Genomic DNA, 26,381 nt, shown 5'->3' on the forward strand with positions numbered 1-26,381 from the left:
CTGTTCCTGTGTCCCTGACTGCCCCGGGCGTGTTGTAGGCGCCCGGCACTTTAGCGAGCCCGCCAGAAGGCTCAAAAGTCTCCAAGGAACATCCCATGAGCGTCTCGACTCCCTCTGTTTCCAGGACCCGGCAGGTGGTTGCCGCCGTGGTCGGCAACGCCCTGGAATGGTACGACTTCATCGTCTACGGCTTTCTCGCCAGCTTCATCGCTCGCCAGTTCTTTCCCGCGGAAGACGAATACACCTCGCTGCTGATGGCCCTGGCCACCTTCGGCGTGGGTTTCTTCATGCGCCCGGTGGGCGGTGTGCTGCTGGGGATCTATTCCGATCGCAGGGGCCGCAAGGCGGCGATGCTGGTGATCATCCAACTGATGACCCTGGCCATCGCGATGATCGTGTTCGCCCCCAACTATGCGGCCATCGGTATCGGAGCGCCGCTGCTGATCGTGGTGGCACGCATGCTCCAGGGCTTTGCCACCGGTGGCGAGTACGCCAGCGCCACGGCCTACCTGGTGGAGAGTGCGCCGCCCCACCGCAAGGGCCTTTACGGCTCCTGGCAGTTGGTGGGGCAGTGCCTGGCGGTATTCAGCGGGGCGGCGATGGTGGCGGCGGTGACCCATTTCTTTTCGCCCCAGACCCTGGAACTCTGGGGCTGGCGCCTGCCATTCGTGATCGGCCTGCTGATCGGTCCGGTGGGGCTGTGGATCCGCAAGTACATGGAAGAGCCGCAAGCCTTTGTCGAGGCACGCAAGCAGGTGCGTGGCAAAGGGCCCGGGTTGTGGCAGGTGGTATCGGCCTATCGCCGAGCGATCCTGGTGTCCATGTGCATGTGCTGCGGGGGCACCGTGTCCTTTTATGTGGTGCTGGTGAACATGCCGACCTTTGCCCACACCAACCTCGGCCTGCCCCTGGATCAGGTGCTGTTGGTGCAGATGTTCGCCGTGGCCCTGATGACCCTGGTGATTCCCTTTGCCGGGGCCTTGTCGGATCGCATTGGGCGACGTCCAGTGCTGATGGCGTTCACCCTGGCGTTTTTTGTCATGGTCTATCCCTTGTATGTGTGGGTCGCTGCGGCGCCGTCCATCGAGCGCCTGCTGGTGATGCAGATGCTGCTGTGCGGGGCCATCGGCGGTTTCTTCGGCCCCGGCCCCACGGCGCTGGCCGAGCAGTTTCCCATCGAGGTGCGTTCCACCGGAGTGTCGGTGGCGTATAACGTCACGGTCATGCTGTTCGGTGGCTTTGCGCCGTTGATCGTGACCTGGCTGAGCAAGGTCATGGCCACGCCGGTGGCACCAGCCTTCTATGTCCTGCTGACCTCGGTCCTCAGCCTGCTGGGTACCTACTGCATGTATGACGCGGTCAGAGACGAAAAACCCGATGCCGTGACCCTGGGAGGTGAGTCTTGATCAACCCCGCAGAACCATCGATCAATGCGTCGATTGTCGACCTGGATGCCCTGGCGCTGTCCCGGGCCATCCATGCCCGCGAGCTGTCCTGCCGCGAAGTGATGCAGGCCTACCTGGCGCAGATCGAGCGCTGCAATCCACTGGTCAATGCCCTGGTCTCGCTGGGGGACCCCGAGGCCCTGCTGGAGCAGGCCGACGAGCGAGACCGGCAGTTGGCCCAGGGCCAGTCCATGGGCTGGATGCACGGCATGCCCCAGGCGATCAAGGACCTGGCGGCCACCGCCGGGATGACCACCAGCATGGGTTCGCCGCTGTTTGCCGAGCATGTGCCCCAGGGGGATGCCATCAGCGTGGCGCGGGTCCGGGCCAGTGGCGCGATCATCGTCGGCAAGAGCAACGTGCCCGAGTTCGGCCTGGGCTCCCATACCTACAACCAGCTGTTCGGCACCACGGGCAACGCCTACGACAGCACCCTGTGTGCCGGCGGCAGCAGCGGCGGCGCCGCGGTGGCTCTGGCCCTGCGCATGCTGCCGGTGGCCGACGGCAGCGACATGATGGGCTCGTTGCGCAACCCCGCAGCCTTCAACAACGTGTTCGGCATGCGCCCCTCCCAGGGCCGGGTGCCGTTCGGCCCGACTCCGGAACTGTTCGTGCAGCAGTTGGCCACCGAAGGTCCCATGGGGCGCACGGTGGCCGACGTGGCGCGGCTGTTGGGTACCCAGGCCGGGTTTGACGCCCGGGCGCCTCTATCGCTGAAGGACCTATCGGCGCAACCGGAGGCGGCGCTGCAACGAAATGTGAAGGGCCTGCGCCTGGGCTGGCTGGGGGACTACAACGGCTACCTGGCCATGGAGCAGGGCGTACTGGGCCTGTGCGAAAAGGCCCTCGGGGATTTCGCCAGCCTGGGCTGCGAGGTGGAAAGCTGCCAGCCGGACTTTTCCCTGGCCCAGCTCTGGGATTGCTGGCTGGTACACCGCCACTGGCTGGTCCAGGGCTCCCTGGGGGCGCTGTACGACGACCCGGACAAGCGCCGCTGGCTCAAGCCGGAAGCGTGCTGGGAAGTGGAGGGCGCGGCGAAGCTGAGCGCGGCGGATGTGTATCGCGCTTCCCAGAGCCGCAGCGACTGGTATCGCGCGTTGCAGCGCCTGTTCGAGCGTTACGATTTCCTGCTGCTGCCCACCGCCCAAGTGTTCCCTTTCGATGCACGGCAAGCCTGGCCGCGGCAGATCGATGGGCAGGAAATGGACACTTACCACCGCTGGATGGAAGTGGTGATCGGCCCGACCCTGGCCGGCTTGCCCAGTATCAGCATTCCGGTGGGTTTCAACCTGGCCGGTTTGCCCATGGGGCTGCAGATCATCGGTCCGGCCCAGGCCGACCACGCCGTGCTGCAATTGGCTTACGCCCATGAGCAGCTGACGCAGTGGGTGCGGCAGCGGCCGCCGGGCAACCTGCGGTAATCAAAGGGGTGTGGTCGCCAAGGTCCGCAGGCCCGCATCTTGCTGGGTAAAACCTTTTCCTCAGTCAGGGAGCTCGGACTATGGCCAGCAAGGTAGAAACCGGCAGCGTGCGCTCAGTGGAGCGGGCCCTGGCCATTGTCGAGCTGATCGGCCAGCACCAGGCCCTGGGCCTGGAGGAGCTGCACTACCTGACGGGCCTGGCCAAGGCCACGGTATCGCGCATGCTGCTGACCCTGCAGGAACAGGGCTGGATCTATCGAGGCCTGAGTGACCGGCGCTACCGCCTGAGCGCCCGAAGCCTGTTCGGTGACAGCCGGCAGCGCTTCAAGCGCCAGATGGTGGAGCAGGCGGCGCCCTGGTTGCTGGAATTGAGTGCACGTACCGGGTTGGTCACCGACCTGTCGAGCTTCGACGGCGAGAGCCTGGAGGTCCTGGAAAGTGCGGTGCCCGAGGTATTGCGCAAGCGCTATCCGAGCAACAGCCGGATTGTCGGCCAGCATGCCAGCCTGTTTCATTCGGCCATGGGCAAGGCCTGCCTGGGGGCCCTGGCCAGTGCAGAAGTCGAGCGTCTGGCCGAGCAGGAACAGGTGCCGGCCGAAGCCCGGCAACAGTGCCTGGAATCCCAGCACCTGGGGTTCGGCCAGCGCACCGAAGGGCACTGGGAATACCCGGTGCGCCTGCCGTTCCTGATCCGCGCCGTGGCCTTGCCGCTGCAGGCCGAAGGCCGGGTGATCGGCAGTATCGCCCTGCACTGGCCGCGGGACCTGGCCTGTGTCGAACAGGTGCGCAACCGCCACCTGTGGCTACTGGCGGAAACCGTCGAGCAGGTGCAGAAAGACATCGCCTGAAACCTCCCGCTCGGGCATTCCGGCTGCCCTGATCGTGCTGCCCGGACAACGCTCTCCTCAGACACCGGGTTCCATTCTGCGGAACCAGTGCCCATTGCCCTTTGCCCCGCTGCTCCGAGAATGAAGCCTGGTCCGCCTTCGGCGGCCATGACGCCAATTCCAATAATAAGAACAGGTGATCTCATGCGGGCTGAGCAACGTTATCTGAGCGGGCTGTTGTGTTGTCTGGTGGCCGGTGGGGCCTTGGCCGAGGGCTTTTTCGAGGACAGCCGCAGGTCCTTGCGTTACAGCCAGTCCTACTGGAAGGAAAACGACGGGGGAGGGTTCGGTCCGACCCGGGATGAATGGGTACAGGCCACCCAGTTCAGCTTCAGTTCCGGCTGGTACCGCGAGGTGCTGGGGCTCGACTACAGCTATGGCCTGGCCGATGCCTTGCACGTAGGGCGAGACGCCAACAACATCAGCAACCTGCGAGCCGACCGCAGCGTGCAGCAGCCCCATGGCATCGCCAAGCCACTCGAACTGTACCTGCGTGGGCGCTGGGTGGATGAAGCCGGAACCTTCAGCGCCGGAGTGGGGAAAAAAAGCCGGCAATACCAGCTTTACCGCGACGATCGCTATTCGCGCATCCTGCCGGCGGCCACCCTGGGCCAGGACCTGAGCTACGAGCGTGGCGCGCTGAGCCTGAACTTCAGCCGCATCGACGGTTTCAGCCCGCGCAACGACTCGGGCTGGAGCCAGGACCTGCGCAACTATCGAGGGCAGAGGATCGATGACCTGCGGCTCTATGCCCTGGGTCATGTGTTGCCTGGTGGCAGCAACCTGCAGCTTGAACACGGCGTGGCCCGGGACTACCTGCGCGCGTCCTCGGTGAAACTGACCCACAGTTTCGAACTGGCCCCCGAGCGCGGCATCGATGTGTATGCCATCTGGGGGCGCCAACAGGATGCCGGCAAGCGCTTCGAGTATTCCGGCGTGCGCGGGCTGTATGAGGCGGAGCGCTCTCACGATGCTCGGCATCTGGATCTGCTGTTCAAGTACCGGTTCAGCCGCTACTACGCCGGGCTGACCTGGAACAAGGTCTGGGGTGACGACTATGACCGCACCTTCTTCGCCCAGGACAACGGCACCTGGAACAGCAGCGGCAAGCTGTTCTACTACTTCGGCCTGCAGGACGAGGAGATGTTCAAGCTGCTGGGAGGCATGGATTTCGCCGACTTCGGCTTGCCGCGGCTGAAGTTGGATATGCACTACGCTGCCTCCAATCACGCCAAAGGCTACGCAGGTTTTTCCCGCCGGGAATTTCAGAGCGTGCTGCGCTATGCCTTCGACGGCTGGTTCGATGGGCTCGATGTCGCCTGGCTGCACGGGCGCTTTCGTACCCACGGCGAGCCCGACGGCATCCAGCGCCGGAGCCTCTCCAGAGGACCGGCAGGCATCATCAGCCATAGCGCCGAACGCTTCTACCTGAACTATACCTACCGCTTCTAGCTCTACTGCGCCGCCTGCCGTGACGTTTGCCAGCCTTCTGGCGGGCGGTTAAGGTGGCGCCTTCTGTACATGGGAGCTTGCATGCGTACGCCGATCCGCCTTCTTTTCAGCCTGCTCGGGGTACTGGCCCTGCCGGCCCAGGCCAACTGGTACCTGGACAACGAATCTTCCCGCGTGTCCTTCGTCACCACCAAGAACGCCAGTGTTTCCGAGGTCCAGCGCTTTCTGGTGCTGCATGGCAAGGTCGATGGCAAGGGCCAGGCGCAGTTGCAGATCGAACTGGAGTCGGTGAGCAGCGGGATTCCCTTGCGCGATGAGCGCATGCGCCAGGAACTGTTCCAGATCGCCCAGTTTCCCGAGGCGCGGATCAGTGCACAGATCAACCTGCGACCGATCAACGATCTGGCCCCCGGCGCACAGATCGAATTGCTGCTGCCGGTCACCGTCGCCCTGCACGGCGAGGAACACACCTACAACGCCGAATTGCTGGCCACCCGCCTGGATGACCGGCGCTTCCAGGTGGTGACCCTGGAACCTCTGGTGCTCAACGCCGAGGACTTCAACCTGGCCCCCGGCCTCGACAACCTGCGCAAGATGGCCGGGTTGTCGGCCATCAGTTTCTCGGTGCCGGTGGGTGCGGTGCTGATCTTCACGGCGCGCTGACATGCGCGCAGCGGTGTTCCCCTGGCGCGAAGGCAACCGCTTCGAGTTGCTGATCGACGGCCCGCAGTTCTTCCCGCGGATGCTGGTGGCCATTGCCCGCGCCCAGCACCAGGTGGAACTGGAGCTGTACCTGGTGGAAGCCGGGACCTGCGCCGAGGCCATGGTCCAGGCCCTGGTGCAGGCAGCGCAGCGCGGGGTGCGTGTGCGCTGCCTGTTCGACGACTACGGCAGCCTGGCCTTTACCCAGGCCCTGCGCCGCAGCCTGACCGAGGCCGGTGTCGAGCTGCGCTTCTACAACCGGCTGAAATGGCGCCAGGGCTTTCTCAACCTGTACCGCGATCATCGCAAGCTGCTGCTGGTGGACCAGGCCCTGGCGGTGGTGGGCGGCACCGGGGTCACCGATGAGTTCTGGAAGCCCGAGGACAACAGCTGCGACTGGCATGAGGTGATGGTGGAGATTGCCGGCCCCATGGTCAGCGACTGGCAGCAGCTGTTCGACCGGCAATGGAGCGCCAACCTGTATCGCGGGGCCTGGAAGCCCGGTGCCGATTTCGGCCTGCCACGCCTGCCGCGCCTGCCCGATACCGGCGAGGGCATGGGCCGGGTGGCCTACGCCGACGCCCGCCAGCACCGCGACATCCTGCATTCGCTGATCCGGGCCCTGAGCAGCGGGCAGCGGCGCATCTGGCTGGCGACCCCGTATTTTCTGCCCACCTGGTCGGTGCGCCGTTCGTTGCGCAAGGCGGCGGCCCGAGGCCTCGACGTACGCCTGCTGCTGACCGGGCCGCGCACCGACCACCCGGCGGTGCGCTATGCCGGGCACCGCTACTACCCGCGCCTGCTCAAGGCCGGGGTGCGGATTTTCGAGTACCAGCCGCGTTTCCTGCACCTGAAGATGGCACTGGTGGACGACTGGGTGAGCGTGGGCTCGTGCAACTTCGACCACTGGAACCTGCGCTTCAACCTGGAAGCCAATCTGGAAGCCCTGGACCCTGCGTTGACCCAGGCAGTGGTGGCGAGTTTTGACGCCGACTTTGCCCAGAGCGAGGAAGTCAGCCTGGCGGTGTGGCGCAAGCGACCGCTGTGGCGGCGGATCAAGCAGCGGATCTGGGGTTGGGTCGACCGTCTGGTGGTCAACCTGCTGGATCGGCGCGGCTGACTCACGCGGCTGACACGGCAGGCTGTAGCCGCTGCCGCAGGCTGCGAACGATCGCGAAGCGGTCGCGGCGGTCGTGAGTCCGATGGAGGTTTGGCGGGAGATCGACAAGCACGGTCCTGCGGACCTTTGCGCAGCCTCGCAGGCTCGGCAGCGGCGACAGATATTGCAGCGATTGTGGGGATTACAGAAGGAGTCGGCCGGCGCAGGTCCTGCGCCGGCCGCTGGCAGGCTCAGAGCAGTTCGAAGCTCTGTTGCTTGACGTCCTGGGAATCCAGGCCGATCTGCACATTGAAGTCGCCCGGCTCTGCGGCGTACTTGAGCTGCGCGTTGTAGAACTTCAGGTCGTCCTCGGTGATGGTGAAGTGAATGGCTTTCTCTTCACCGGCCTTGAGCATGACTTTCTGGAAGTTCTTCAATTCCTTGATCGGTCGGATCATCGAGCCGGCCACGTCCTGGATGTACAGCTGCACCACGGTTTCGCCGTCACGCTTGCCGGTGTTCTTCACCGTCACGCTGGCGTCGAGCTTGCCGCTCTTGTTCAGGGTGGTGGAGGACAGGGCCATGTCCGACAGGCTGAAGCTGGTGTAGCTCAGGCCATAGCCGAACGGGAACAGCGGGCCGGTGGTGTCGTCGAAGTACTGCGAGGTGTAGTTGCCCGGCTTGCCCGGGGTGAACGGCCGGCCGATGGTCAGGTGGTTGTAGTAGGTGGGGATCTGCCCCACGGAGCGGGGGAAGGTGATCGGCAGCTTGCCCGACGGGTTGTAGTCGCCGAACAGCACGTCGGCGATGGCGTTGCCACCTTCGGTGCCGCTGAACCAGGTTTCCAGGATCGCATCGGCCTGCTGGTTTTCTTCCAGCAGCGACAGCGGCCGGCCATTCATCAGCACCAGCACCAGTGGCTTGCCGGTGGCCTTGAGGGCCTTGATCAGGTCGCGCTGGCTGGCAGGAATGTGCAGGTCGGTGCGGCTCGAGGATTCGTGGGACATGCCCCGGGATTCACCCACCGCGGCCACGATCACATCCGATTGCCGGGCGGCCTTCACCGCTTCGTCGATCATCTGCTGCGCCGTGCGCGGGTCGTCCACCACTTCCGGGGCATCGAAGTTGAGGAAGTTCAGGTAGTCCACCACCTTCTTGTCGGCGGTGATGTTGGAACCCCGGGCGTACACCAGTTGGGCCTTGTCTCCCAGTACATTGCGCATGCCGTCGTAGAGGGTCACCGATTGCGCCGGCACCCCGGCGGCGGCCCAACTGCCCATCATGTCGATCGGCGCCTTGGCCAGCGGGCCCACCAGGGCGATCTTCGCGGTTTTCTGCAGTGGCAGGGTGTCGTTCTGGTTCTTCAGCAGCACCAGGCTGCGTCGCGCGATATCCCGGGCGTCGCTGCGGTGCAGGCGGCTTTCTGCATTGGTGTCGGCGGGGTCGTCCTCGGCCTTGCCGATGCGCACGTACGGGTCCTTGAACAGGCCCATGTCGTACTTGGCGGCCAGCACTTCACGCACGGCGTTGTCGATGTCCTTCTGTTCGATCTCGCCGGACTTGAGCAGCCCCGGCAGCTCCTTGCCGTACAGCGAATCGTTCATGCTCATGTCGATGCCGGCCTTGATCGCCAGTTTGGCCGCTTCACGTCCGTCCTTGGCGACGCCATGGCGGATCAGTTCGATGATCGCCCCGTGGTCGCTCACCGCCAGGCCCTTGAAGCCCCATTCCTTGCGCAGCAGGTCGTTCATCAGCCAGGTGTTGGAGGTGGCGGGCACGCCGTTGATCGAGTTCAGGGCCACCATCACCCCGCCGGCGCCGGCGTCGATCGCCGCGCGGTAGGGCGGCAGGTAGTCCTGGTACATCTTCACCGGGCTCATGTCGACGATGTTGTAGTCGCGACCGCCTTCCACCGCGCCATACAGGGCGAAGTGCTTGACGCTGGCCATGATGCTGTCCGGCAGGGCCGGGCTCTGGCCCTGGTAGGCCTTGACCATGACCTTGGCGATGCGCGAGACCAGGTAGGTGTCTTCGCCAAAGCCTTCGGAGGTACGGCCCCAGCGCGGATCGCGGGAGATATCGACCATCGGTGCAAAAGTGATGTCCAGGCTGTCGGCGCTGGCTTCCTTGGCGGCAATGCGCCCGGAGCGGCCGATGGCATCCATGTCCCAGCTGGAGGCCAGGGCCAGGCTGATGGGGAAGATGGTCCGGTGGCCGTGGATCACGTCGTAGGCGAAGAACATCGGGATCTTCAGCCGGCTGCGCATGGCCGCGTCCTGCATCGGCCGGTTTTCCGGGCGGGTGATGGAGTTGAAGGTGCCGCCGATATTGCCCGCGGCAATTTCCTTGCGGATCAGCTCGCGGGGCATTTCCGGGCCGATGCTGATCAGCCGCAGCTGGCCGATCTTCTCTTCCAGGGTCATGCGCTTGAGCAGGTCGCTGATAAAGGCTTCTTTGTTTTCCAGGGGGACCGGGGCAGTTTCGGCCAATACAGGGTGACTGGCCAGGCTGACCAGCAGGCCCAGCAAACACAGCTTCTTCATGAATATTGTTCTCAAGGGCTCAAGACCGACGCATGAGTGACGCGTCGAACAGCCAAAATTTAGGGAGCGACTATTGTTGTTCAGATAATTCCCGCACACTTCAGGCCATGTGAAAACTGCTGCGTTCGGCAATACGGCGTTAAAAACAGGCTCGGAATGCTCATGTAGGCTCCTACACTCCGCTTCCTCGCCTGTTTTTGCCTTGTCTTGCCTTCACTCGCGACGTTTTCACACCGCCTTATTTCTGAACTCTTTTTCGCGCTGGGCATCTTTTAGCCCATCAGCCCGATGCATTCCAGTGGCGCAGGCAGATTTTGCCCACAGGATGTGTGAAAGCGGGCAAAAGCTTCATTTCAATCAGGTTGTGCAAGGAGCCTCACCCATGAACATCACTCAAAGCCTGCGTTCGAGCTGGCCCATCGCTGCCTTGTTGCTGCTTACCAGCCTGCTCAGCGGCTGCGGCATCAACAACATTCCGACCCTGGACGAGCAGGTCAAGGCCGACTGGGGCCAGGTGCAGAACCAGTACCAGCGCCGCGCCGACCTGATCCCCAACCTGGTGGAAACCGTCAAGGGCTACGCCAAGCACGAAGAGCAGACCCTCACCGCGGTGATCGAGGCGCGGGCCAAGGCCACCTCGATCCAGGTGGACGCCAGCACCCTGGACAACCCGGAAAAACTCAAGCAGTTCCAGCAGGCCCAGGACCAGTTGAGCGGTGCCCTGAGCCGCCTGATGGTGGTCTCCGAGCGCTACCCGGACCTCAAGGCCAACCAGAACTTCCTGGCCCTGCAATCCCAGCTTGAAGGCACCGAGAACCGCATCGCCGTGGCCCGTCGCGACTTCATCCTGGCGGTGCAGAAGTACAACACCGAGATTCGTACCTTCCCCGGCCGCCTGTGGCACAGCCTGATGTACAGCGACATGCCGGTGCGTGAATCCTTCGAGGCCACCAGCCCCGACGCCGACAAAGCGCCGCAAGTCAAATTCTGATGAGCCATGGGCGGCGCGTGCTGCAAGGCGCGCTGCTGTGGCTTTGGCTGGTGGGTGGCGCCGTACTGGCGCAAACACCCGGGCCCACACCCACGGATGGGGTGCCGTTGCGTTCGTCGCAACCCGCTGTCCAGGTCGAGCCCGCACCGACCACTGCGACAGCGGCACCGATTGAACGCCTGTTTCCCAAGCTGACCGGGCGGGTGGTGGACACCGCGCAGTTGCTCACGCCATCGGCGCAGGTCTACCTGGCGCAGATGCTGGAGCGGCTCGAGCAGACCACCACCGACCAGGTCGTGGTGGCCACGGTGCCGAGCCTGGGTGGCCATAGCATCGAGGAGTTCGGCCTGCAGTTGGGCCGGCACTGGGGGATCGGCCGGAAGGACAAGAACAACGGCGTCCTGCTGCTGGTGGCCAAGGACGATCGCAAGGTGCGGATCGAGGTCGGTTACGGCCTGGAGGGGCGGCTCAACGACATGGTGGCCCACTTCATCATCGATGGTTCGATCATTCCGTACTTCAAGGACGACCTGTATTCCTCGGGGATCATTGCCGGGGCCACGTCCATCGTGAGCGTATTGTCGTCCACCGACCGGCCGATGCTGGTGTACCGCTCGGTGGAGAAAAGCTGGTACCAGGACATCGAGTGGATGTGGTGGTTCGAGAGGTTGTTCTACCTGGTGTTCGTCGGTGTACCGTTGTTCGGGTTCCTGACCCAATGGCGCAGCGGCGATGACTCGCCGGTTGTTGCCAGCGGCGATTCGGCCAGGCGCGAAACCAGGGCCGAGCGCGACACCGGTTCGAGCAGCAGTGCGTTCGACTGGTTCGACTCCAGCAGCTCCAGCTCCAGTTCAAGCTCGGACAGTTTCAGCGGGGGCGGCGGCAGTTTTGGCGGTGGCGGGGCGTCCGGCAGTTGGTAGCACACGCGGACAAACATTAAGGATGAGGTGCTGATGCGACTCTATAAAATTGGCCTGGTGCTGTTGCTCTGGGTCTTTGCGGTCTCGGCCCAGGCCGAGCTGAGGTTTCCGGCCCTGAGCGGGCGGGTGGTGGACGACGCGCAGATGATCGAGCCGACCATCAGCGCCCTGCTGACTCGGCAACTGCAAGCCCACGAACAGGCCACCGGCGAACAGTTGGTGGTGGTGACCCTGCCGAACCTGCAAGGCGTCAGCATCGAGGAGTTCGGCTACCAGTTGGGGCGCCACTGGGGCATCGGCCAGAAGGACAAGAACAACGGCGCGCTGCTGATCGTCGCTCGGGACGAGCGCAAGCTGCGCATCGAAGTGGGCTACGGCCTGGAGGAGCGCCTGACCGACGCCCAGGCCTCGGTGATCATCAACCAGGTGATCACCCCGGCGTTCAAGACCGGGCAGTTCAGCAAGGGCATCAGCGACGGGGTTTCGGCCATGCTCCTGGTGCTCGGCGGTACGCCGCTGGACGAGCCGGCCACGGCCTATGACAGCGGCGGCCAGAGCAGCGACCAGGACGATTTTGTCCAGCGTCACCCGTGGCTGTTCATCTTCATGGTGCTGCTGTTCATCCTGGTGGTGATGGTGGCGCAGGCGCTCGGGTTCATCACCACCACCAGCGGGCGCGGCGGTGACGGAGGCGGTGGCTTCGGCGGTTTTGGTGGCGGCTCCGGCGGCGGGGGCGGCTTCAGTGGGGGCGGCGGCAGCTTTGGCGGCGGCGGTTCCTCCGGCGGCTGGTAACTGACAATAAAAAGCGGAAATCCAACGACATGGCATTACTCAGTGAATTCGAACAACGGCAGGTGGCCGAAGCCATCGCCCGGGTGGAACAGCAGACCGACGCCGAACTGGTGACGGTACTGGCGGCCCGGGCCGACGACTACGCCTATATCCCGCTGCTCTGGGCCAGCCTGCTGGCGCTGGTGGTGCCGGGGCTGGTGCACTACGCCACCGGCTGGCTGAACATGCACCTGTTGCTGCTGGCGCAGTGGGCGACCTTTATCGTCTTGTGCCTGGTGTTCCGCCTGCCGCGGGTCACCACCCGGCTGATTCCGCGATCGGTGCGTCACTGGCGCGCTTCCAACCTGGCCCGGCGCCAGTTCCTCGAACAGAACCTGCACCACACCGTGGGCGGCACCGGGGTGCTGATCTTTGTCAGCGAAGCCGAGCGCTATGTGGAGATCCTGGTGGACGAAGGCATTTCCAGGCGCCTGGACAACAAGCACTGGAACGCGATTGTCCAGGCCTTTACCCAGCAGGTCCGGCAAGGCCAGACCCTGCAGGGCTTCCTTGATTGCATTGAAGCCAGCGGCGAGTTGCTCAAGACCCATGTGCCCCTGACCCAGGTACGCAACGAATTGCCCAACCGCCTGGTGGTGCTCAACTGACCCACCCAGTTGGGGACTATGGCGTGCTACCTGTGTAGGAGCCGGCTTGCCGGCGAAGAGGCCCGTGAGCCTTGCACCGCCCTTGGGGACGCCTTCGCTGGCAAGCCAGCTCCTACAGCGGTGCGATACCGGTGTTGTTCTTGTAGGAGCCGGCTCGCCGGCGAACAGCTCCTTGAGCCTTGCACCGCCCTCGGGCGAGGATTTTTTACCGTCGGGTGAATAACTTCGTGCCCCGGCGGGGCTTGCTCCCTAAAATACCCGCCATTCCCTGATCGACACCGCGCATCGCCCGAGGCTCCCGCCCCCATGTCTGTTACCGCACCTTCCGCCCGCCCCGCGCCGGATCATCACGCCCAGTTCCTGCAACTGCTCGACACCAGCCTCACGCAGAACGCCTTTATCAAGCTGGTACTGGCCAAGCACGTGGGCCCGGAGGCGGACCTGCAACGCCTGATCATCAAGCAACTGACGGTCAAGGAGCAGCCGTGCCTGTCCTTCGTCTATCGCTACAAGACCCGGGACATCACCAAGAACTTCTCCCTGGACGAAGGCATCGCCGCCATCGCCGAGCTGCTGCCGGCTGCGTTCAAGAACGCCCACCTGCTGACCCTCACCGACGAGGTACAGCTCGAATACAGCAAGAAGGGCAAGAGTTCGCTGTTCAAGGGTAAGCCGCAAACCCAGCGCGATGCGCCGTCCGCCGAGCACAACCGGGAGAAGAACCGCTTCCTCGACCTCAGCCGGCCGTTTCTCGCCGACCTGGGGGTGACCAACAAGCAGCATGAGCTGATTCCGGCGATGTCACGCAAGTGGAAGCAGATCAACAAGTTCATCGAGGTCTTCAGCCACGCCCTGGGCAGCTCGCCGATCAAGCTCGACCAGCCGGTGCGGGTGGCGGACTTCGGCTCCGGCAAGGGCTACCTGACCTTCGCCATCCACGACTACCTGCGCAATACCCTCAAGGCCGAGGGCGAAGTCACCGGCGTCGAGTTGCGTGAAGACATGGTGACCCTGTGCAACGCCGCCGCGCAGCGCCTGGAGCACCCGGGCCTGGTGTTCAAGTGCGGTGACGTGCGCAGCGTGGCCCCCAGCCAGCTGGAAGTGATGATCGCCCTGCACGCCTGCGACATCGCCACCGACTACGCGATCCACACCGGTATCCGCTCCGGCGCGGCGATCATCATGTGCTCGCCGTGCTGCCACAAGCAGATCCGCCAGCAGATCCAGAGCCCGCAGCTGCTCAAGCCGATGCTGCAATACGGCCTGCACCTGGGGCAGCAAGCGGAAATGGTCACCGACAGCCTGCGGGCGCTGTTCCTCGAAGCCTGCGGTTATGAAACCAAGGTCTTTGAATTCATCTCCCTGGAGCACACCAACAAGAACAAGATGATTCTGGCGGTCAAGCGTGCCGAACCGCAGGATCCCAGCCAGCTGCTGGCCAGGATCGAAGAGCTCAAGGCCTTCTACCAGATCAGCGAACACTGCCTGGAAACCCTGCTCAAGGCCGACGGTTACCTCGGCTGAGGGCTGGCCGGCGGCGTGGGCAGCGGTGTGGCCGGGCGCACCGCGGTCTTGCGCCCCAGGACCACGGTAAGGATCACGCCCACCGCGAACACCCAGGTAATGGGCTGCACCTGCTCACCGAAGAACAGGGCGGAAAAGGCGATGGTGAAGAAGATCTGCAGTAGCTGGATCTGGCTCACCCGAGCAATTCCGCCCATGGCCAGCCCGGCATACCAGGCGAAAAAACCCAGGAACTGCGAGAACAGCGCAACGTAGCCGAAGGCCCACCAGGTCCTCATGGAAATCGCCCCCTGGTGCTGCGCCGCCAGGTACCACACCGGGCCGATCAGCAGCGGCGTGGACAGCACCAGGGCCCAGCAGATCACCTGCCAGCCACCCATCTCCCGCGCCAGCCGGCCACCTTCGGCATAACCCAGGCCGCCCACGGCAATCGCCCCGAGCATCAGCACATCACCGGCCTGGATGCTGCCCGCGCCACTGAGCAGCGCATAACCCAGCACCAGCGCACTGCCCAGGGCGGCGCAAGCCCAGAAGGCCTTCGACGGCCGTTCGTGGGACAGCCACGCCGCATACAGCGCCACGCACAACGGTTGCAGGCCATTGACCAGGGCGCCGTGGGACGCGGGCAGGGTCTGCATGGCCCAGGCCGAAAGCACCGGAAAGCCGAGGATCACCCCGAGAATCACCACGCTCAGGCCCTTGACCTGTTTCCAGGTCGGCCACTTCTCCCGGCGCCAGAGCAGCAGCAAGGCCGCCGGGATCGCCGCGAACAGCGCGCGGCCCAGGCCGTTGAGCAAGGGGTGCATCTGCTCTACCACTATCCGGGTGAAGGGCAGGGTCAGGCTGAAAATGATGACACCCAGCAGGCCGAGGGCCATGCCGGTGTTTTCGCGCGAGGACATGATGGCTACCAGAATTCGTACAGGGACACAGGTGCCTGCATCTAGCCATAAAGCCGCGCGATCCTGGTGCTACAGCTGGGTGCAGAGTTGTCCGTACAGTTGTCGCTGTAGTACCGGGTTATTACCCGGGCCGGTGGATTGGGGCTACCTTGAATACTCCTTGCGCCCCCGTCTTTCACTGAAAGGAGTCCACTCCATGGCCGCGAAAAAGATTCTCATGCTGGTTGGCGATTACGTCGAAGACTACGAAGTGATGGTGCCGTTCCAGGCCCTGCTGATGGTCGGTCACAACGTGCATGCGGTGTGTCCCGACAAGAGCGCCGGGCAGACCGTGCGCACGGCGATCCACGACTTCGAGGGCGACCAGACCTACAGCGAAAAGCCGGGCCATCTGTTTGCCCTGAACTTCGATTTCGCCCAAGTGAAGTCCAGCGATTACGACGCCCTGCTGATCCCCGGTGGCCGTGCCCCGGAATACCTGCGCCTGAACGAAAAGGTCCTGCAACTGGTCAGGGAATTCGACCAGGCTGGCAAGCCGATTGCCGCGGTGTGCCACGGCGCGCAACTGCTGGCGGCGGCCGGCATCCTCGAAGGCCGCGAATGCAGCGCCTACCCGGCCTGTGCCCCGGAAGTGCGGCTGGCGGGGGGCACCTATATCGATATCCCCGTGACCCAAGGCCATGTTCAAGGCAATCTGGCCACCGCCCCGGCCTGGCCGGCGCATCCCAGTTGGCTGGCCGGTTTCCTGGGCCTGCTGGGCACCAAAATCACCCTGTAAGCGAGGGCCACGCCATGTGCGAGCTGTACGTCAAAGCCGACCCGATTCTCTACGAATCCCGTTCCCGCTCGTTGCGCATCTGTGGCGTGGTCACGACCTTGCGCCTGGAAAACCAGTTCTGGGACATTCTCAGCGAGATCGCCGAAGTGGACGGCATGACCACCAACCAGCTGATTGCCAAGCTGTATGAGGAGGTCATGGACTACCGCGGCGAAGTGGTGAATTTCGCCTCCTTCCTGCGGGTCAGTTGCACCCGCTACCTGAGCCAGCGCCGCAGCACCGTCCCCGACCTCAGCCTGGTAAAGCGCAACGCACTGTAGCCGCTGCCGCAGGCTGCGAACGGCCCGCAGGGACGCGGGATTCTGAGGGCCACCGGAGGTTTGGCAGGCGATCGCCAGGCAAGGTCCTGCGGACCTTTGCGCAGCCTCGCGGGCTCGGCAGCGGCTACAGGGCTCAGCTGATTTTGCTGAGGAAGCCGGGTAGTTCCGGTTCCGGGAGCACCGACAGCACTTTGAGGCGTTGCAACATGCGCTGGCGGGCGCGTTGCAGGTGTTCTCTGAGGTTCAGGGCCGCAGCGTCGTAGGCACCGTGCAGCAGCAGTTCGAGGATCAGTCGGTGCTCGGCGAGCATCGCCGGGTCGGCGCCGATGCCCAGCAGGCGGTAGAAGATCCGGTTGATGATCATCGGGCTCTGGGCCTGACGGATCAGCGCCGCCATCTTGCGGTTCTGCAAGCCGCCCAGGCATTGCTGGTGCAGGTCTTCTTCCAGGCGTTCCAGGGCCTCCAGCCCACAGTGCTCGGCCTGTTGCGCCTGGGTCACCCGTTCCAGCATCTGTTCCAGGCGTTCGCGGCCCAGGCCCGGCGCGCTCTGGCGCAGGGCTTCGGGTTCCAGGCAGGCGCGCAGTTCGTAGTCTTCGGTGACTTCCCGGGCGGTCAGCGGTCCGGCCAACCATTGGGAGTAGGGTTCCTTTTCCACCAGGCCGCGATCGCGCAGGCGCATCAGTGCTTCGCGGACCACCGCGCGGCTGACGCCGTAGTGCTCGGCTGCAGCCTGTTCGTCGAGGCGAAAGTGACCGAAGGCGATGCAGGTGGAGAGGGCACTGCCCAGTTCTTCGTAGATCCGTTCCCCCAGGGGCCGGGTGTCCACCAGTTCTTCGTCGCTGGCCAGTCCCAGGTGGGCATGGCTCAGGGGCAGGCGCAGCGGTTCGATCTCCAGGCCCTGGGGGTTGATCAGGTAGCCGCGGCCGTCAAAACGGCTGATCAGCCCTTCGCCGTGCAACAGGTCGAGGGCCTTGCGCACCGGCACTCGGCTGGTGCCGAACAGTTCCGCCAGGGGCGCTTCCAGCAGCACCAGGCCCTGCAGGGCGGTGCCCTGGAGGATGGCGTCGCGCAAGACCTGACGGATCATGGCGTAGCGCGATGCGGTGCGCGGGTCCTCTGCTGACACTGCTTTCATCGGTTCCTCTAGGGGCTGTTGCCGGTGGGTGACGAGCCCGTTGCCGGGCCGCGGTGGCCGGGGATTCTCTCACAGTTGCCAAGTGTCACTGAGTGCCACGTTTGGTTGCCCCGTCCTGGGGCCGCCCTGGGTGGGTTGTTACCTTTCTGCACCAAAATGTACTTTTTAATAAAAGATACATTATTTCAATGGCGGACCTCTGGGCGAGGATTTTCTCCGTCGGTCGTCGCGCGATCTCTGTCAGTAACCCACTCTGGCTCGCTATTACAGGCGAATCTGGGGGATTTTCCGAAAGCACGCGGTGCTCCCTGCGTTTTGAGCTGGCACGGAATCTGCTCTGTATAAAATGTACATTTTAATATTTAGTACATTTTTAGATTTTTGCGGAGTGAGCCATGCCCCCTGATTCGCTGAACGACGCCACGGCCATGGCGCAAGCCTTTGCCTCGGGCCGCACCGATCCGGTCCAGGTTCTGGAGCAGGCCCTGGCGTTGGCCGAGGCAACGCCCCATGTGTTCATTTCCCTGTGCCCGGCCCGGGCCCGGCGCGAGGCTGAGGCGGCGGCTGCCCGCTGGCGGGCCGGCCAGCCGCTGAGCCTGCTGGATGGCGTGCCCCTGGCCTGGAAGGACCTGTTCGACCTGGCCGGCAGTATCACCACCGCCGCCGCCCAGGTGCGTCGCGAGACGCCGCCGGCCAAGGTGGATGCGCCCAGCGTACGGCAGCTGTGCCGGGCCGGGCTGGTCAGCCTGGGCAAGACCAACCTCAGTGAGTTCGCCTATTCCGGGCTCGGCCTGAACCCGCACTTCGGCACTCCGATCAACCCCCACAGCGATGCCCAACCACGGATTCCCGGTGGTTCCTCGGCAGGTTCCGCGGTGGCGGTGGCGGCCGGTATCGTGCCGATCGCCATGGGCACCGACACTGCCGGTTCGATCCGCATTCCCGCGGCCTTCAATGGCCTGGTGGGCTACCGCGCCACCTCCCTGCGCTATGACCGCGAGGGGGTGTTTCCCCTGGCCGAAAGCCTCGACAGCCTCGGGCCGCTGACCCGCAGCGTGCGCGATGCCTGGCTGATCGACGGGCTGTTGCGCGGTGGCGACCCCCGGCAATTGCCGCCGCCCCGCAGCCTGGCCGGGCAACGCTTCTGGGTCGATTCGCAAGTGCTTGACGACAGCCGTACCCAGGCCGCCGTGCGGGCCAATCTGCTGGTGGTCATCGAAAGCCTGCAACAGGCCGGGGCGCTGGTGGAGCAACGGCCGCTGCACAGCCTGCAAGCCACCCTGCAACTGATCCAGGAACAAGGCTGGCTCGGCGCCGCCGAAGCCTTCGCCCTGCACCAGCCGTTGCTCGACAGCGAGTACGCCGAACAGCTCGATCCGCGGGTGCGACGGCGCCTGGAAAGCGCCCGGCAGATGCCCGCCAGCCAGTTGCTGCGGCTGTACCAGGCGCGGCGCCAGTTGCAGCAACAGGTGCAGGACGAACTGGACGGCGCGGTGCTGATTACCCCCACCGTGGCCCATGTGGCGCCGCCCCTGGCGCCCCTGGAGCAGGACGACGAGCTCTTTGCCCGGACCAACCTGGCGACCCTGCGCCTGACCATGCCCGGCAGTTTCCTCGACATGCCCGGCGTGGCCCTGCCTAGCGGCCGCGATGCCCAGGGCTTGCCCACCGGGCTGTTGCTGAGCCTGCCCCAGGGCCATGACCGGCAACTGCTGGATGCGGCCCTGGCGCTGGAGGCGGCGTTGCCGCGCTAGCTTCGACGATTTTTTTCAACCACAAGCAATCACTGGAGGCCGCTCATGGCTAAAGAAATTCTCTGTGCATTTGGTGTCGATGTGGACGCGGTGGCCGGCTGGCTCGGTTCCTACGGCGGCGAGGATTCGCCGGACGACATCTCCCGCGGCCTGTTCGCCGGCGAGGTCGGCGCGCCGCGCCTGCTCAAGCTGTTCGAGCGTTATGGCCTGCGCACCACCTGGTTCATTCCCGGCCACTCCATGGAGACCTTTCCCGAGCAGATGAAGGCGGTTGCCGAGGCCGGCCACGAGATCGGCGTGCACGGCTACAGCCACGAAAACCCCATCGCCATGACCCCGGAACAGGAAGAGATCGTCCTCGACAAATCCATCGAGCTGATCACCCGGGTCACCGGCAAGCGCCCCACCGGCTACGTTGCGCCCTGGTGGGAATTCAGCAAGGTGACCAATGAGCTGCTGCTGAAAAAGGGCATCAAGTACGACCACAGCCTGATGCACAACGACTTCCATCCCTACTACGTGCGGGTCGGCGACAGCTGGACCAAGATCGACTACAGCCAGCACCCCGACACCTGGATGAAACCTTTGGTGCGGGGCCAGGAAACCGACCTGGTGGAGATCCCGGCCAACTGGTACCTGGACGACCTGCCGCCGATGATGTTCATCAAGAAGGCGCCCAACAGCCACGGTTTCGTCAACCCGCGGCACCTGGAGGAAATGTGGCGCGACCAGTTCGACTGGGTCTACCGCGAGCATGAGCACGCGGTGTTCACCATGACCATCCACCCCGACGTCTCCGGTCGCCCGCAAGTGCTGTTGATGCTCGAACGCCTGATCGAACACATCCAGAGCCATGCCGGCGTGCGCTTCGTCACCTTCGACGAGATCGCCGACGACTTTATCCGCCGCCACCCGCGCAACCGCTGACCCCGGCCACTTCATCGAGGCGTGACTGATGTCTATCTATAACAAGCTCGACCTGACTGGCTGGAAACCCCAGCAGTTGACCCCGGCCCAAGTGCGCTTCGCCACCTGGATCGCCTTCTTCGCCTGGGTGTTTGCGGTGTACGACTTCATTCTGTTTGGCACCCTGCTGCCGGAGATCGGCCGGCACTTCGGCTGGGGCGAGGTCGAGCAGGCCGAGATCGCCACCTGGGTGGCGGTGGGCACCGCGGTGGTGGCCCTGGCCATCGGGCCGCTGGTGGACAAGCTGGGCCGGCGCATGGGCATCATTTTCACCGTCAGCGGCTCGGCCATCTGCTCGGCGCTGACCGCCATCGGCGGCGCCTGGGGCAAGTCGCCGCTGATCCTGATCCGCTCCCTGGGCGGCCTGGGCTATGCCGAGGAAACGGTGAACGCCACCTACCTCAGCGAGTTGTACGCGGCATCCGACGACCCGCAACTGGCCAAGCGCCGGGGCTTCATCTACAGCCTGGTGCAGGGTGGCTGGCCGGTGGGGGCGCTGATCGCCGCCGGGTTGACCGCGGTGCTGCTGCCGATCATCGGCTGGCAAGGCTGCTTCATCTTCGCCGCGATCCCGGCCATCGTCATTGCGGTGATGGCGCGCAAGCTCAAGGAGAGCCCGCAGTTCCAGATCCACCAGCGCATCAGCCAGCTGCGCAAAAGTGGTTCGGTGAGCGAGGCCCAGGCGGTGGCGCTGACCTATGGCGTGGACTATGACGAGCACAGCAAGGCCGGCCTGGCTGCGGCCTTTCGTGGCCCGGCGCGGCGCGCGACCCTGGTGATCGGCGCGGCGATCCTGCTCAACTGGGCGGCGATCCAGGTGTTCAGCGTGCTCGGCACGTCGGTGATCGTCAGCGTGCACCACATCTCCTTCGAGAACTCGCTGATCATCCTGGTGCTCTCCAACCTGGTGGGCTACTGCGGCTACCTGAGCCACGGCTGGATGGGCGACAAGATCGGCCGGCGCAATGTCATCGGCCTGGGCTGGATGCTCGGCGGCCTGTCGTTCGCCGGCATGCTCTACGGCCCGAGCAACATGCCGATGGTGGTGGGTCTCTACAGCCTGGGCCTGTTCTTCCTGATCGGCCCGTACTCGGCGGCGCTGTTCTTCATCAGCGAAAGCTTCCCTACCAGCATCCGCGCCACCGGCGGCGCGATCATCCACGCCATGGGGCCGATCGGCGCGGTGGTGGCGGGTTTCGGCGCCACCCAGGTGCTGTCCGCCGGTGGCGACTGGCAGACCTCGGCGCTGTATTTCGGCGCGCTGCCTTGTTTCCTCTCCGGTGCGCTGATGTTCGCCGCGCGCCATGTGCGTCCTGAATCCGTTCAATAAGGAAAGTTATCCATGACTCAAAAAGTCGCCGTGATCACCGGTGCCGCCAGCGGCATCGGCCAGGCCCTGGCCGTGGCCTATGCACGGGCCGGTGTGGCGGTGGTGGGCGGGTATTTCCCCGCCGACCCCCATGACCCGCAAGCCACCCGCGACCGCGTGGCCGAGGCGGGCGGGCACTGCCTGATGCTGCCCCTGGACGTGACCGACAGCGCCTCGGTGGACGCCCTGGCCGAGCAGGCCGTGGCGCACTTTGGCCGCCTCGATTACGCCGTGGCCAATGCCGGCCTGCTGCGCCGCGCACCCTTGCTGGACATGACCGACGCGGCCTGGAACGCCATGCTCGATGTGGACCTGACCGGGGTCATGCGCACCTTCCGCGCGGCGGTCAAACACATGGGTGAGGGCGGTGCCCTGGTGGCGATTTCGTCGATTGCCGGTGGCGTCTACGGCTGGCAGGAGCACGCTCACTATGCAGCGGCCAAGGCCGGGGTGCCGGGGTTGTGCCGCTCGCTGGCGGTGGAACTGGCGGCCAGGGGCATTCGCTGCAACGCGGTGATCCCGGGGTTGATCGAGACCCCGCAGTCGCTGGACAGCCAGAACTCCCTGGGCCCGGAAGGCCTGGCCAAGGCGGCCCGCGCCATCCCCCTGGGCCGGGTCGGGCGGGCCGATGAAGTGGCGTCCCTGGTGCGCTTTCTCACCAGCGAGGAGTCCAGCTACCTCACCGGGCAGAGCATCGTCATCGATGGCGGCCTGACGGTGCGCTGGCCGGATTGAACCCCTTCGCCAGCCAGCCGGCTCGTGCAGGCGGCTCACCGCCTCCGTAGGAGCTGGCTGGCCAGCGAACCGCACACCCTTGAAGGAGAAAGTCCCATGCAACACCTGTACAACCGCCGCGCCGTGATCACCGGCGCCGGCAGCGGTATCGGCGCCGCTATCGCCCGGGCCTACGCGGTGGCGGGAGCACGCCTGCTGCTGGCTGACCGCGACCCCGCGCGCCTGGCCGAGAGCGCCCAAGCCTGCCGCGAGCTGGGCGCTGAAGTCGTCGAATGCGTGGCCGATGTCGGCAGCGTCGAAGGGGCCCAGGCCGGAGTCGATGCCTGTGTCGAGCATTTCGGCGGTATCGATATCCTGGTGAACAACGCCGGCATGCTGACCCAGGCGCGCTGCGTCGATCTGTCCATCGAGATGTGGAACGACATGCTGCGGGTCGATCTCACCAGCGTCTTCGTCGCCAGCCAGCGGGCCTTGCCCCATATGCTGGCGCAGCGTTGGGGGCGGATCATCAACGTCGCCTCGCAGCTGGGAATCAAGGGCGGCGCCGAGCTGACCCACTACGCCGCGGCCAAGGCCGGCGTCATCGGCTTCACCAAGTCCCTGGCCCTGGAAGTGGCCATGGACAATGTGCTGGTCAACGCCATCGCCCCGGGGCCGATCGAGACGCCGCTGGTGTCTGGCATCAGCAGCGCCTGGAAAACCGCCAAGGCCGCCGAGCTGCCCCTGGGGCGCTTCGGCCTGGCCGATGAAGTGGCGCCCACCGCGGTGCTGCTGGCCAGCGAGCCGGGGGGCAACCTGTTCGTCGGCCAGACCCTGGGCCCGAACTCCGGGGACGTCATGCCATGAAGGAGGGCTGAACATGTGCGGGTTATGCGGGCTGCTGGGCGAAGACGTGCACTGGAGCGATCCGCTGGGGGATGAACTGCCCCGGCGTCGCGAACGCTTGCGCAGAATCGCCGCGATCAACCGGGTACTGGTGCCGTTGCGGCTCAAGGTCGAAGACTTCCAGGGCTCGGCCTATCTGCTGCTGGGGGCTACCGGCCGCCAGGAACTGGCCAGCGGCCTGGAGCAGTTGTGGAGCCTGGCCGAATCCATGCTCGGCCGGCCCCTCGATCCTCTCGACCCTGTGATCCTCAAGCACCTGGAGCAACAGCCATGAGCCTGCCCCTGAACGTCATCACCGGGTTTCTCGGCAGTGGCAAGACCACCTTGCTCAACCGCCTGTTGCAGGACCAGAGCCTGGGGGACACGGCGCTGCTGATCAACGAGTTCGGCGATATCGGCATCGATCATTTGCTGGTGCAGGAGGTGGCGCCGGACACGGTGCTGCTGCCCAGCGGCTGTGTCTGCTGTTCGGTTCGCGGCGAACTGAAAGAGGCGCTGCTGGCGCTCCTGGCGCGGCGTAGCCGGGGCGAGGTTCCGGCCTTTCGCCGGGTGCTGCTGGAAACCACCGGGCTGGCCGACCCGGCGCCGATCCTGGCCACGGTGAACAACGATCCGCAATTGCGCGGGCGGGTGCACATCGGCCTGCTGGTGACCCTGGTGGACGCCAGCCACGCGGCGTTGCAGGAGCGCCTGCACCCGGAGTGGCTGGCCCAGGTGGCGGCCGCGGATCGCTTGCTGCTGAGCAAGACCGATTGTGTCGACGACGCAACCCAGGCGGCATTGCGCGAGCATTTGCAGCAGCTCAATCCCGGGGCGCCCCTGTTGCTGACCCAGGCGATCCAGAGTGGCGATCAGCTGTTGCTGGGGGAGGGGCTGCGCGGCGCGACGGCAGAGTGGGAAGTGGCGCGCTGGCAGTTGCAGGGGCCACTCAAAGCGGCTGCGCCACAGCATGGCGCGGCACAAGTGTGCAGCCTGGAGTTCGAGCAAGCCCTGGATTGGGTGGGCTTCGGGGTCTGGTTGTCGATGCTGCTAAGATGCCACGGCGAACGAATTCTGCGGGTGAAAGGATTGCTCAACATCAACGCCAACCAGGCCCCCATCGTCATCCATGGCGTGCAGCATTGCCTGCACGCCCCCGTGCATCTGCCCCGTTGGCCCAGTGCCGACCATCGCTCGCGGCTGGTGTTTATCCTGCGCGGGCTGGAGCCCGAACAACTGCGTCGCTCCTTCGAGGTGTTCGCCCGCAGTTTCGCCCCGGCCGCCGGGGAGGGTGCCTGATGGCGGCGAGGCAATCGGTCACCCTGCGGGTGTTGGGCACCTCGGTGACCCTGCTCGAATCCCTGCGGGTGCGCGCCGAGCAGGACCTGGGCATCCGCCTGGTGTATCAGGTACACGATGTGGAGCAGGCCCAGCGCATCGCGGTGATGCAGCCGGACAGCTACGACCTCTATGACCAGTGGTTTCACAACGTCGATTTTGTCTGGCCGGCCCAGGCGATCCAGCCCATCGATACCCGGCGCATTGCCCTGTGGCACGAGATCAACGATCTGCCCAAGCGTGGGCGCCTGTCGCCGGACGATCGCCTGGGCAGTGGCAGCGTGCCCAGCGAACGGCTCTATGTGCAGCACGACGGTAGCCTGGGCAGCACGGCCAGCGAGCGCATCAGCATGCTGCCGCTGACCCACAACGCCGACAGTTTCGCCTACCGCCCGGAGCGCCTGCCGGCGGGTTTTTCCAGCGCCAACGAAAGCTGGGGCTGGCTGCTGGAGCCGGCCTGGAGCGGGCGCATTGCCTTGCAGAGCGATGCAGCGATCGGTGCCCTGGACGCCGCCCTGGCGGTGCAGGGCTGTGGCCTGGAATCCTTCAAGGACATCGGCAACCTGAGCATCGAAGAGATCGACCGGCTGGCAGGGATCCTGGTGCGCAAGCAGCGTGAAGGGCATTTCGCGGCGTTCTGGTCGGACGATGAAGAGGCCGCGCAATTGATGCTCAGCCCGCGCATCGATATCCAGAGCCTGTGGTCGCCGACGCTGATGCGCCTGCACCGGGCGGGGGTCAAATACCGCCTGGCAGTGCCGAAGGAAGGCTACCGCGCCTGGTTCGGCGGGCTGTCGTTGTCGCGCCACGCCAAGGGCGCGGTGCTGGATGCAGCCTATGCCTACCTCAACTGGTGGCTGTCGGGCTGGCCCGGTGCGGTGATGGCACGCCAGGGCTACTACATCGGCAACCCGGCGCGTACCCGCGATCACCTGAGCAGCGCCGAGTGGGATTACTGGTACGCCGGCAAACCGGCCCGGGAAGAGTTGCCGGGCAGCGACGGCGAACCGCTGATCGATATCGGCGAGACCCGCGATGGCGGTTCCTACCAGCAGCGCATGGGGCATATCGCCGTGTGGAACTCGGTGATGGACGAGCACAACTACCTGGTGCGGCGCTGGGGGGATTTCCTGCGGGCGGGGCGGGTCGCGGGCCGGGGCAAAGGTTGAAGGTCAAAGCCCCAGGCGCGCCAGCTGGCGCAGGTCGGCGATCACCGCGGGGTTGCCGCCTTCGAGCACATCCAGGCGCATCTGCGCGATCAGCGATTTCAGCAGCTCGGTCTGGGTCATCCGGGTAGCTTGCAGCAGGCGCGCAAGATCCTCGGCCACATAGTGGTTGACCTTCAGCGACAGGCGTTTCATGGCATGCACGGCAGGCAACTGGCGGGCCTCGGCCTGCTCGGCCAGGTACGCGGCGAAGCCGCTGTGCACTTGCTCCAGGGAAGACGCCGCGGGGGCGCTGAGGTAGTAGCCGAGGAACAGTTTGCGCATCTGCACTCCGGCATCCGGGGCCACGCAGTGCATCGCCGCATCGAGGACATCGAGGTAGACCGCCGGCAGCCGCGCCTCGATGGAGGTCAATGATTGCTTGCGCGCTTCCTTGATCGCCGGTGTGGACTGGGGCGGGATGGCCACCACCGTGGCGCAGAGGTCGCAAACCCCCACCAGGATGTCCCGGGCCAGGCCATGGCCGTCGCTGAAAGGGACGTCGCGCCGCAGGTAGGTAATGCCGACGACCTGTTGGCAATGCTCGCAGAGCGCCTTGCCCCGGTCGCCTTGCAGAAAGAGTTTCATGGGT

Annotated in this window: 25 protein-coding genes; 21 read left to right on the plus strand and 4 right to left on the minus strand. The window is 65.1% G+C overall.

Annotation, left to right across the window (positions count from 1 at the left end):
- Positions 1-95 precede the first annotated feature (95 nt).
- The 6 genes from AC07R1_RS15815 (at position 96) to AC07R1_RS15840 (ending at position 7,027) form a co-directional block, all read left to right on the plus strand.
- Entirely contained in the window at positions 96-1,406 is a 1,311-nt protein-coding gene (locus tag AC07R1_RS15815; RefSeq protein ID WP_015634443.1) for an MFS transporter, read from the plus strand.
- Positions 1,403-2,866: an amidase gene (locus AC07R1_RS15820; protein WP_174394844.1), complete on the plus strand. Its 1,464-nt coding sequence runs from the start codon at positions 1,403-1,405 to the stop codon at positions 2,864-2,866. Before AC07R1_RS15815 ends, AC07R1_RS15820 begins: the two co-directional genes overlap by 4 nt.
- Positions 2,867-2,946: 80 nt before the next feature.
- Positions 2,947-3,714: an IclR family transcriptional regulator gene (locus tag AC07R1_RS15825; RefSeq protein WP_015634445.1), complete on the plus strand. Its 768-nt coding sequence runs from the start codon at positions 2,947-2,949 to the stop codon at positions 3,712-3,714.
- A 183-nt stretch (positions 3,715-3,897) separates the two neighbouring features.
- Positions 3,898-5,205 (plus strand): OprD family outer membrane porin, encoded by a 1,308-nt coding sequence (locus AC07R1_RS15830; RefSeq protein WP_220223819.1) that lies wholly within the window; start codon positions 3,898-3,900, stop codon positions 5,203-5,205.
- Between the two features lie 81 nt (positions 5,206-5,286).
- Positions 5,287-5,868 carry a YceI family protein gene (locus AC07R1_RS15835; RefSeq protein ID WP_123397663.1) on the plus strand — a complete coding sequence of 194 codons (582 nt, stop codon included), beginning with the start codon at positions 5,287-5,289 and terminating at the stop codon, positions 5,866-5,868.
- Position 5,869: 1 nt separating this feature from the next.
- Positions 5,870-7,027, plus strand: coding sequence for a phospholipase D-like domain-containing protein (locus AC07R1_RS15840; RefSeq protein ID WP_015634449.1), 1,158 nt, complete (start codon positions 5,870-5,872; stop codon positions 7,025-7,027).
- 230 nt (positions 7,028-7,257) lie between these two features.
- Here the strand turns inward: AC07R1_RS15840 and bglX are convergent, their stop codons facing one another.
- Positions 7,258-9,549, minus strand: a complete 2,292-nt coding sequence (gene bglX, locus AC07R1_RS15845) for a beta-glucosidase BglX (RefSeq protein WP_053156707.1) — start codon at positions 9,547-9,549, stop codon at positions 7,258-7,260.
- Positions 9,550-9,931: 382 nt separating this feature from the next.
- Here bglX and AC07R1_RS15850 point away from each other — a divergent pair, with 382 nt between their 5' ends.
- The 5 genes from AC07R1_RS15850 to AC07R1_RS15870 all read left to right on the plus strand — a co-directional run bounded on the left by AC07R1_RS15850 (position 9,932) and on the right by AC07R1_RS15870 (position 14,423).
- A complete protein-coding gene (locus AC07R1_RS15850) occupies positions 9,932-10,540 on the plus strand; it encodes a LemA family protein (protein ID WP_011059694.1) in 609 nt (202 codons plus the stop codon).
- Positions 10,540-11,460 (plus strand): TPM domain-containing protein, encoded by a 921-nt coding sequence (locus AC07R1_RS15855; RefSeq protein ID WP_123397661.1) that lies wholly within the window; start codon positions 10,540-10,542, stop codon positions 11,458-11,460. The genes AC07R1_RS15850 and AC07R1_RS15855 overlap by 1 nt, the downstream gene beginning before the upstream one ends.
- Positions 11,461-11,493: 33 nt before the next feature.
- Positions 11,494-12,252: a TPM domain-containing protein gene (locus tag AC07R1_RS15860; RefSeq protein ID WP_053149466.1), complete on the plus strand. Its 759-nt coding sequence runs from the start codon at positions 11,494-11,496 to the stop codon at positions 12,250-12,252.
- 29 nt (positions 12,253-12,281) lie between these two features.
- A complete protein-coding gene (locus AC07R1_RS15865; protein WP_011059697.1) occupies positions 12,282-12,899 on the plus strand; it encodes a TPM domain-containing protein in 618 nt (205 codons plus the stop codon).
- 306 nt (positions 12,900-13,205) lie between these two features.
- Positions 13,206-14,423 carry a class I SAM-dependent methyltransferase gene (locus tag AC07R1_RS15870; protein WP_011059698.1) on the plus strand — a complete coding sequence of 406 codons (1,218 nt, stop codon included), beginning with the start codon at positions 13,206-13,208 and terminating at the stop codon, positions 14,421-14,423.
- Here AC07R1_RS15870 and AC07R1_RS15875 read toward each other — a convergent pair.
- Positions 14,411-15,325 (minus strand): DMT family transporter, encoded by a 915-nt coding sequence (locus AC07R1_RS15875; RefSeq protein ID WP_019094797.1) that lies wholly within the window; start codon positions 15,323-15,325, stop codon positions 14,411-14,413. The two genes, AC07R1_RS15870 and AC07R1_RS15875, sit on opposite strands and share 13 nt — an antisense overlap.
- Before the next feature lie 196 nt (positions 15,326-15,521).
- Between AC07R1_RS15875 and AC07R1_RS15880 the strand changes: the two genes are divergently transcribed.
- Together AC07R1_RS15880 and AC07R1_RS15885 are read left to right on the plus strand one after the other, a co-directional pair.
- Positions 15,522-16,103: a DJ-1/PfpI family protein gene (locus AC07R1_RS15880; protein WP_011059700.1), complete on the plus strand. Its 582-nt coding sequence runs from the start codon at positions 15,522-15,524 to the stop codon at positions 16,101-16,103.
- Positions 16,104-16,117: 14 nt separating this feature from the next.
- Positions 16,118-16,423: a ribbon-helix-helix domain-containing protein gene (locus AC07R1_RS15885; protein ID WP_011059701.1), complete on the plus strand. Its 306-nt coding sequence runs from the start codon at positions 16,118-16,120 to the stop codon at positions 16,421-16,423.
- Positions 16,424-16,556: 133 nt separating this feature from the next.
- Here AC07R1_RS15885 and AC07R1_RS15890 read toward each other — a convergent pair whose 3' ends face one another.
- Positions 16,557-17,558: a GntR family transcriptional regulator gene (locus tag AC07R1_RS15890; RefSeq protein WP_011059702.1), complete on the minus strand. Its 1,002-nt coding sequence runs from the start codon at positions 17,556-17,558 to the stop codon at positions 16,557-16,559.
- A gap of 395 nt (positions 17,559-17,953) precedes the next feature.
- Here AC07R1_RS15890 and AC07R1_RS15895 point away from each other — a divergent pair, with 395 nt between their 5' ends.
- From AC07R1_RS15895 to AC07R1_RS15930, 8 genes are all read left to right on the plus strand, one after another.
- Positions 17,954-19,312 carry an amidase gene (locus AC07R1_RS15895; RefSeq protein ID WP_495110688.1) on the plus strand — a complete coding sequence of 453 codons (1,359 nt, stop codon included), beginning with the start codon at positions 17,954-17,956 and terminating at the stop codon, positions 19,310-19,312.
- Positions 19,313-19,357: 45 nt separating this feature from the next.
- The gene (locus tag AC07R1_RS15900; RefSeq protein ID WP_011059704.1) at positions 19,358-20,239 is read left to right on the plus strand and encodes a polysaccharide deacetylase family protein; all 882 of its coding nucleotides are present in this window, start codon (positions 19,358-19,360) and stop codon (positions 20,237-20,239) included.
- A gap of 28 nt (positions 20,240-20,267) precedes the next feature.
- The gene (locus AC07R1_RS15905) at positions 20,268-21,608 is read left to right on the plus strand and encodes an MFS transporter (RefSeq protein ID WP_011059705.1); all 1,341 of its coding nucleotides are present in this window, start codon (positions 20,268-20,270) and stop codon (positions 21,606-21,608) included.
- 12 nt (positions 21,609-21,620) lie between these two features.
- On the plus strand, positions 21,621-22,382 hold the full coding sequence (locus AC07R1_RS15910) for an SDR family NAD(P)-dependent oxidoreductase (protein ID WP_011059706.1): 762 nt from the start codon (positions 21,621-21,623) through the stop codon (positions 22,380-22,382).
- A gap of 96 nt (positions 22,383-22,478) precedes the next feature.
- Positions 22,479-23,228 carry an SDR family NAD(P)-dependent oxidoreductase gene (locus AC07R1_RS15915; protein WP_207239858.1) on the plus strand — a complete coding sequence of 250 codons (750 nt, stop codon included), beginning with the start codon at positions 22,479-22,481 and terminating at the stop codon, positions 23,226-23,228.
- Positions 23,229-23,241: 13 nt separating this feature from the next.
- On the plus strand, positions 23,242-23,541 hold the full coding sequence (locus AC07R1_RS15920) for a hypothetical protein (protein WP_011059708.1): 300 nt from the start codon (positions 23,242-23,244) through the stop codon (positions 23,539-23,541).
- Positions 23,538-24,545 carry a CobW family GTP-binding protein gene (locus tag AC07R1_RS15925; protein WP_495110689.1) on the plus strand — a complete coding sequence of 336 codons (1,008 nt, stop codon included), beginning with the start codon at positions 23,538-23,540 and terminating at the stop codon, positions 24,543-24,545. The genes AC07R1_RS15920 and AC07R1_RS15925 overlap by 4 nt, the downstream gene beginning before the upstream one ends.
- Positions 24,545-25,753, plus strand: coding sequence for an ABC transporter substrate-binding protein (locus AC07R1_RS15930; protein WP_495110690.1), 1,209 nt, complete (start codon positions 24,545-24,547; stop codon positions 25,751-25,753). The genes AC07R1_RS15925 and AC07R1_RS15930 overlap by 1 nt, the downstream gene beginning before the upstream one ends.
- Positions 25,754-25,756: 3 nt before the next feature.
- On the opposite strand, the gene AC07R1_RS15935 is transcribed toward AC07R1_RS15930, so the two are convergent.
- A complete protein-coding gene (locus AC07R1_RS15935) occupies positions 25,757-26,377 on the minus strand; it encodes a hypothetical protein (RefSeq protein ID WP_342402831.1) in 621 nt (206 codons plus the stop codon).
- Between the last annotated feature and the right edge of the window lie 4 nt (positions 26,378-26,381).

This window comes from Pseudomonas sp. GW821-FHT07F01 (genome assembly GCF_059418825.1).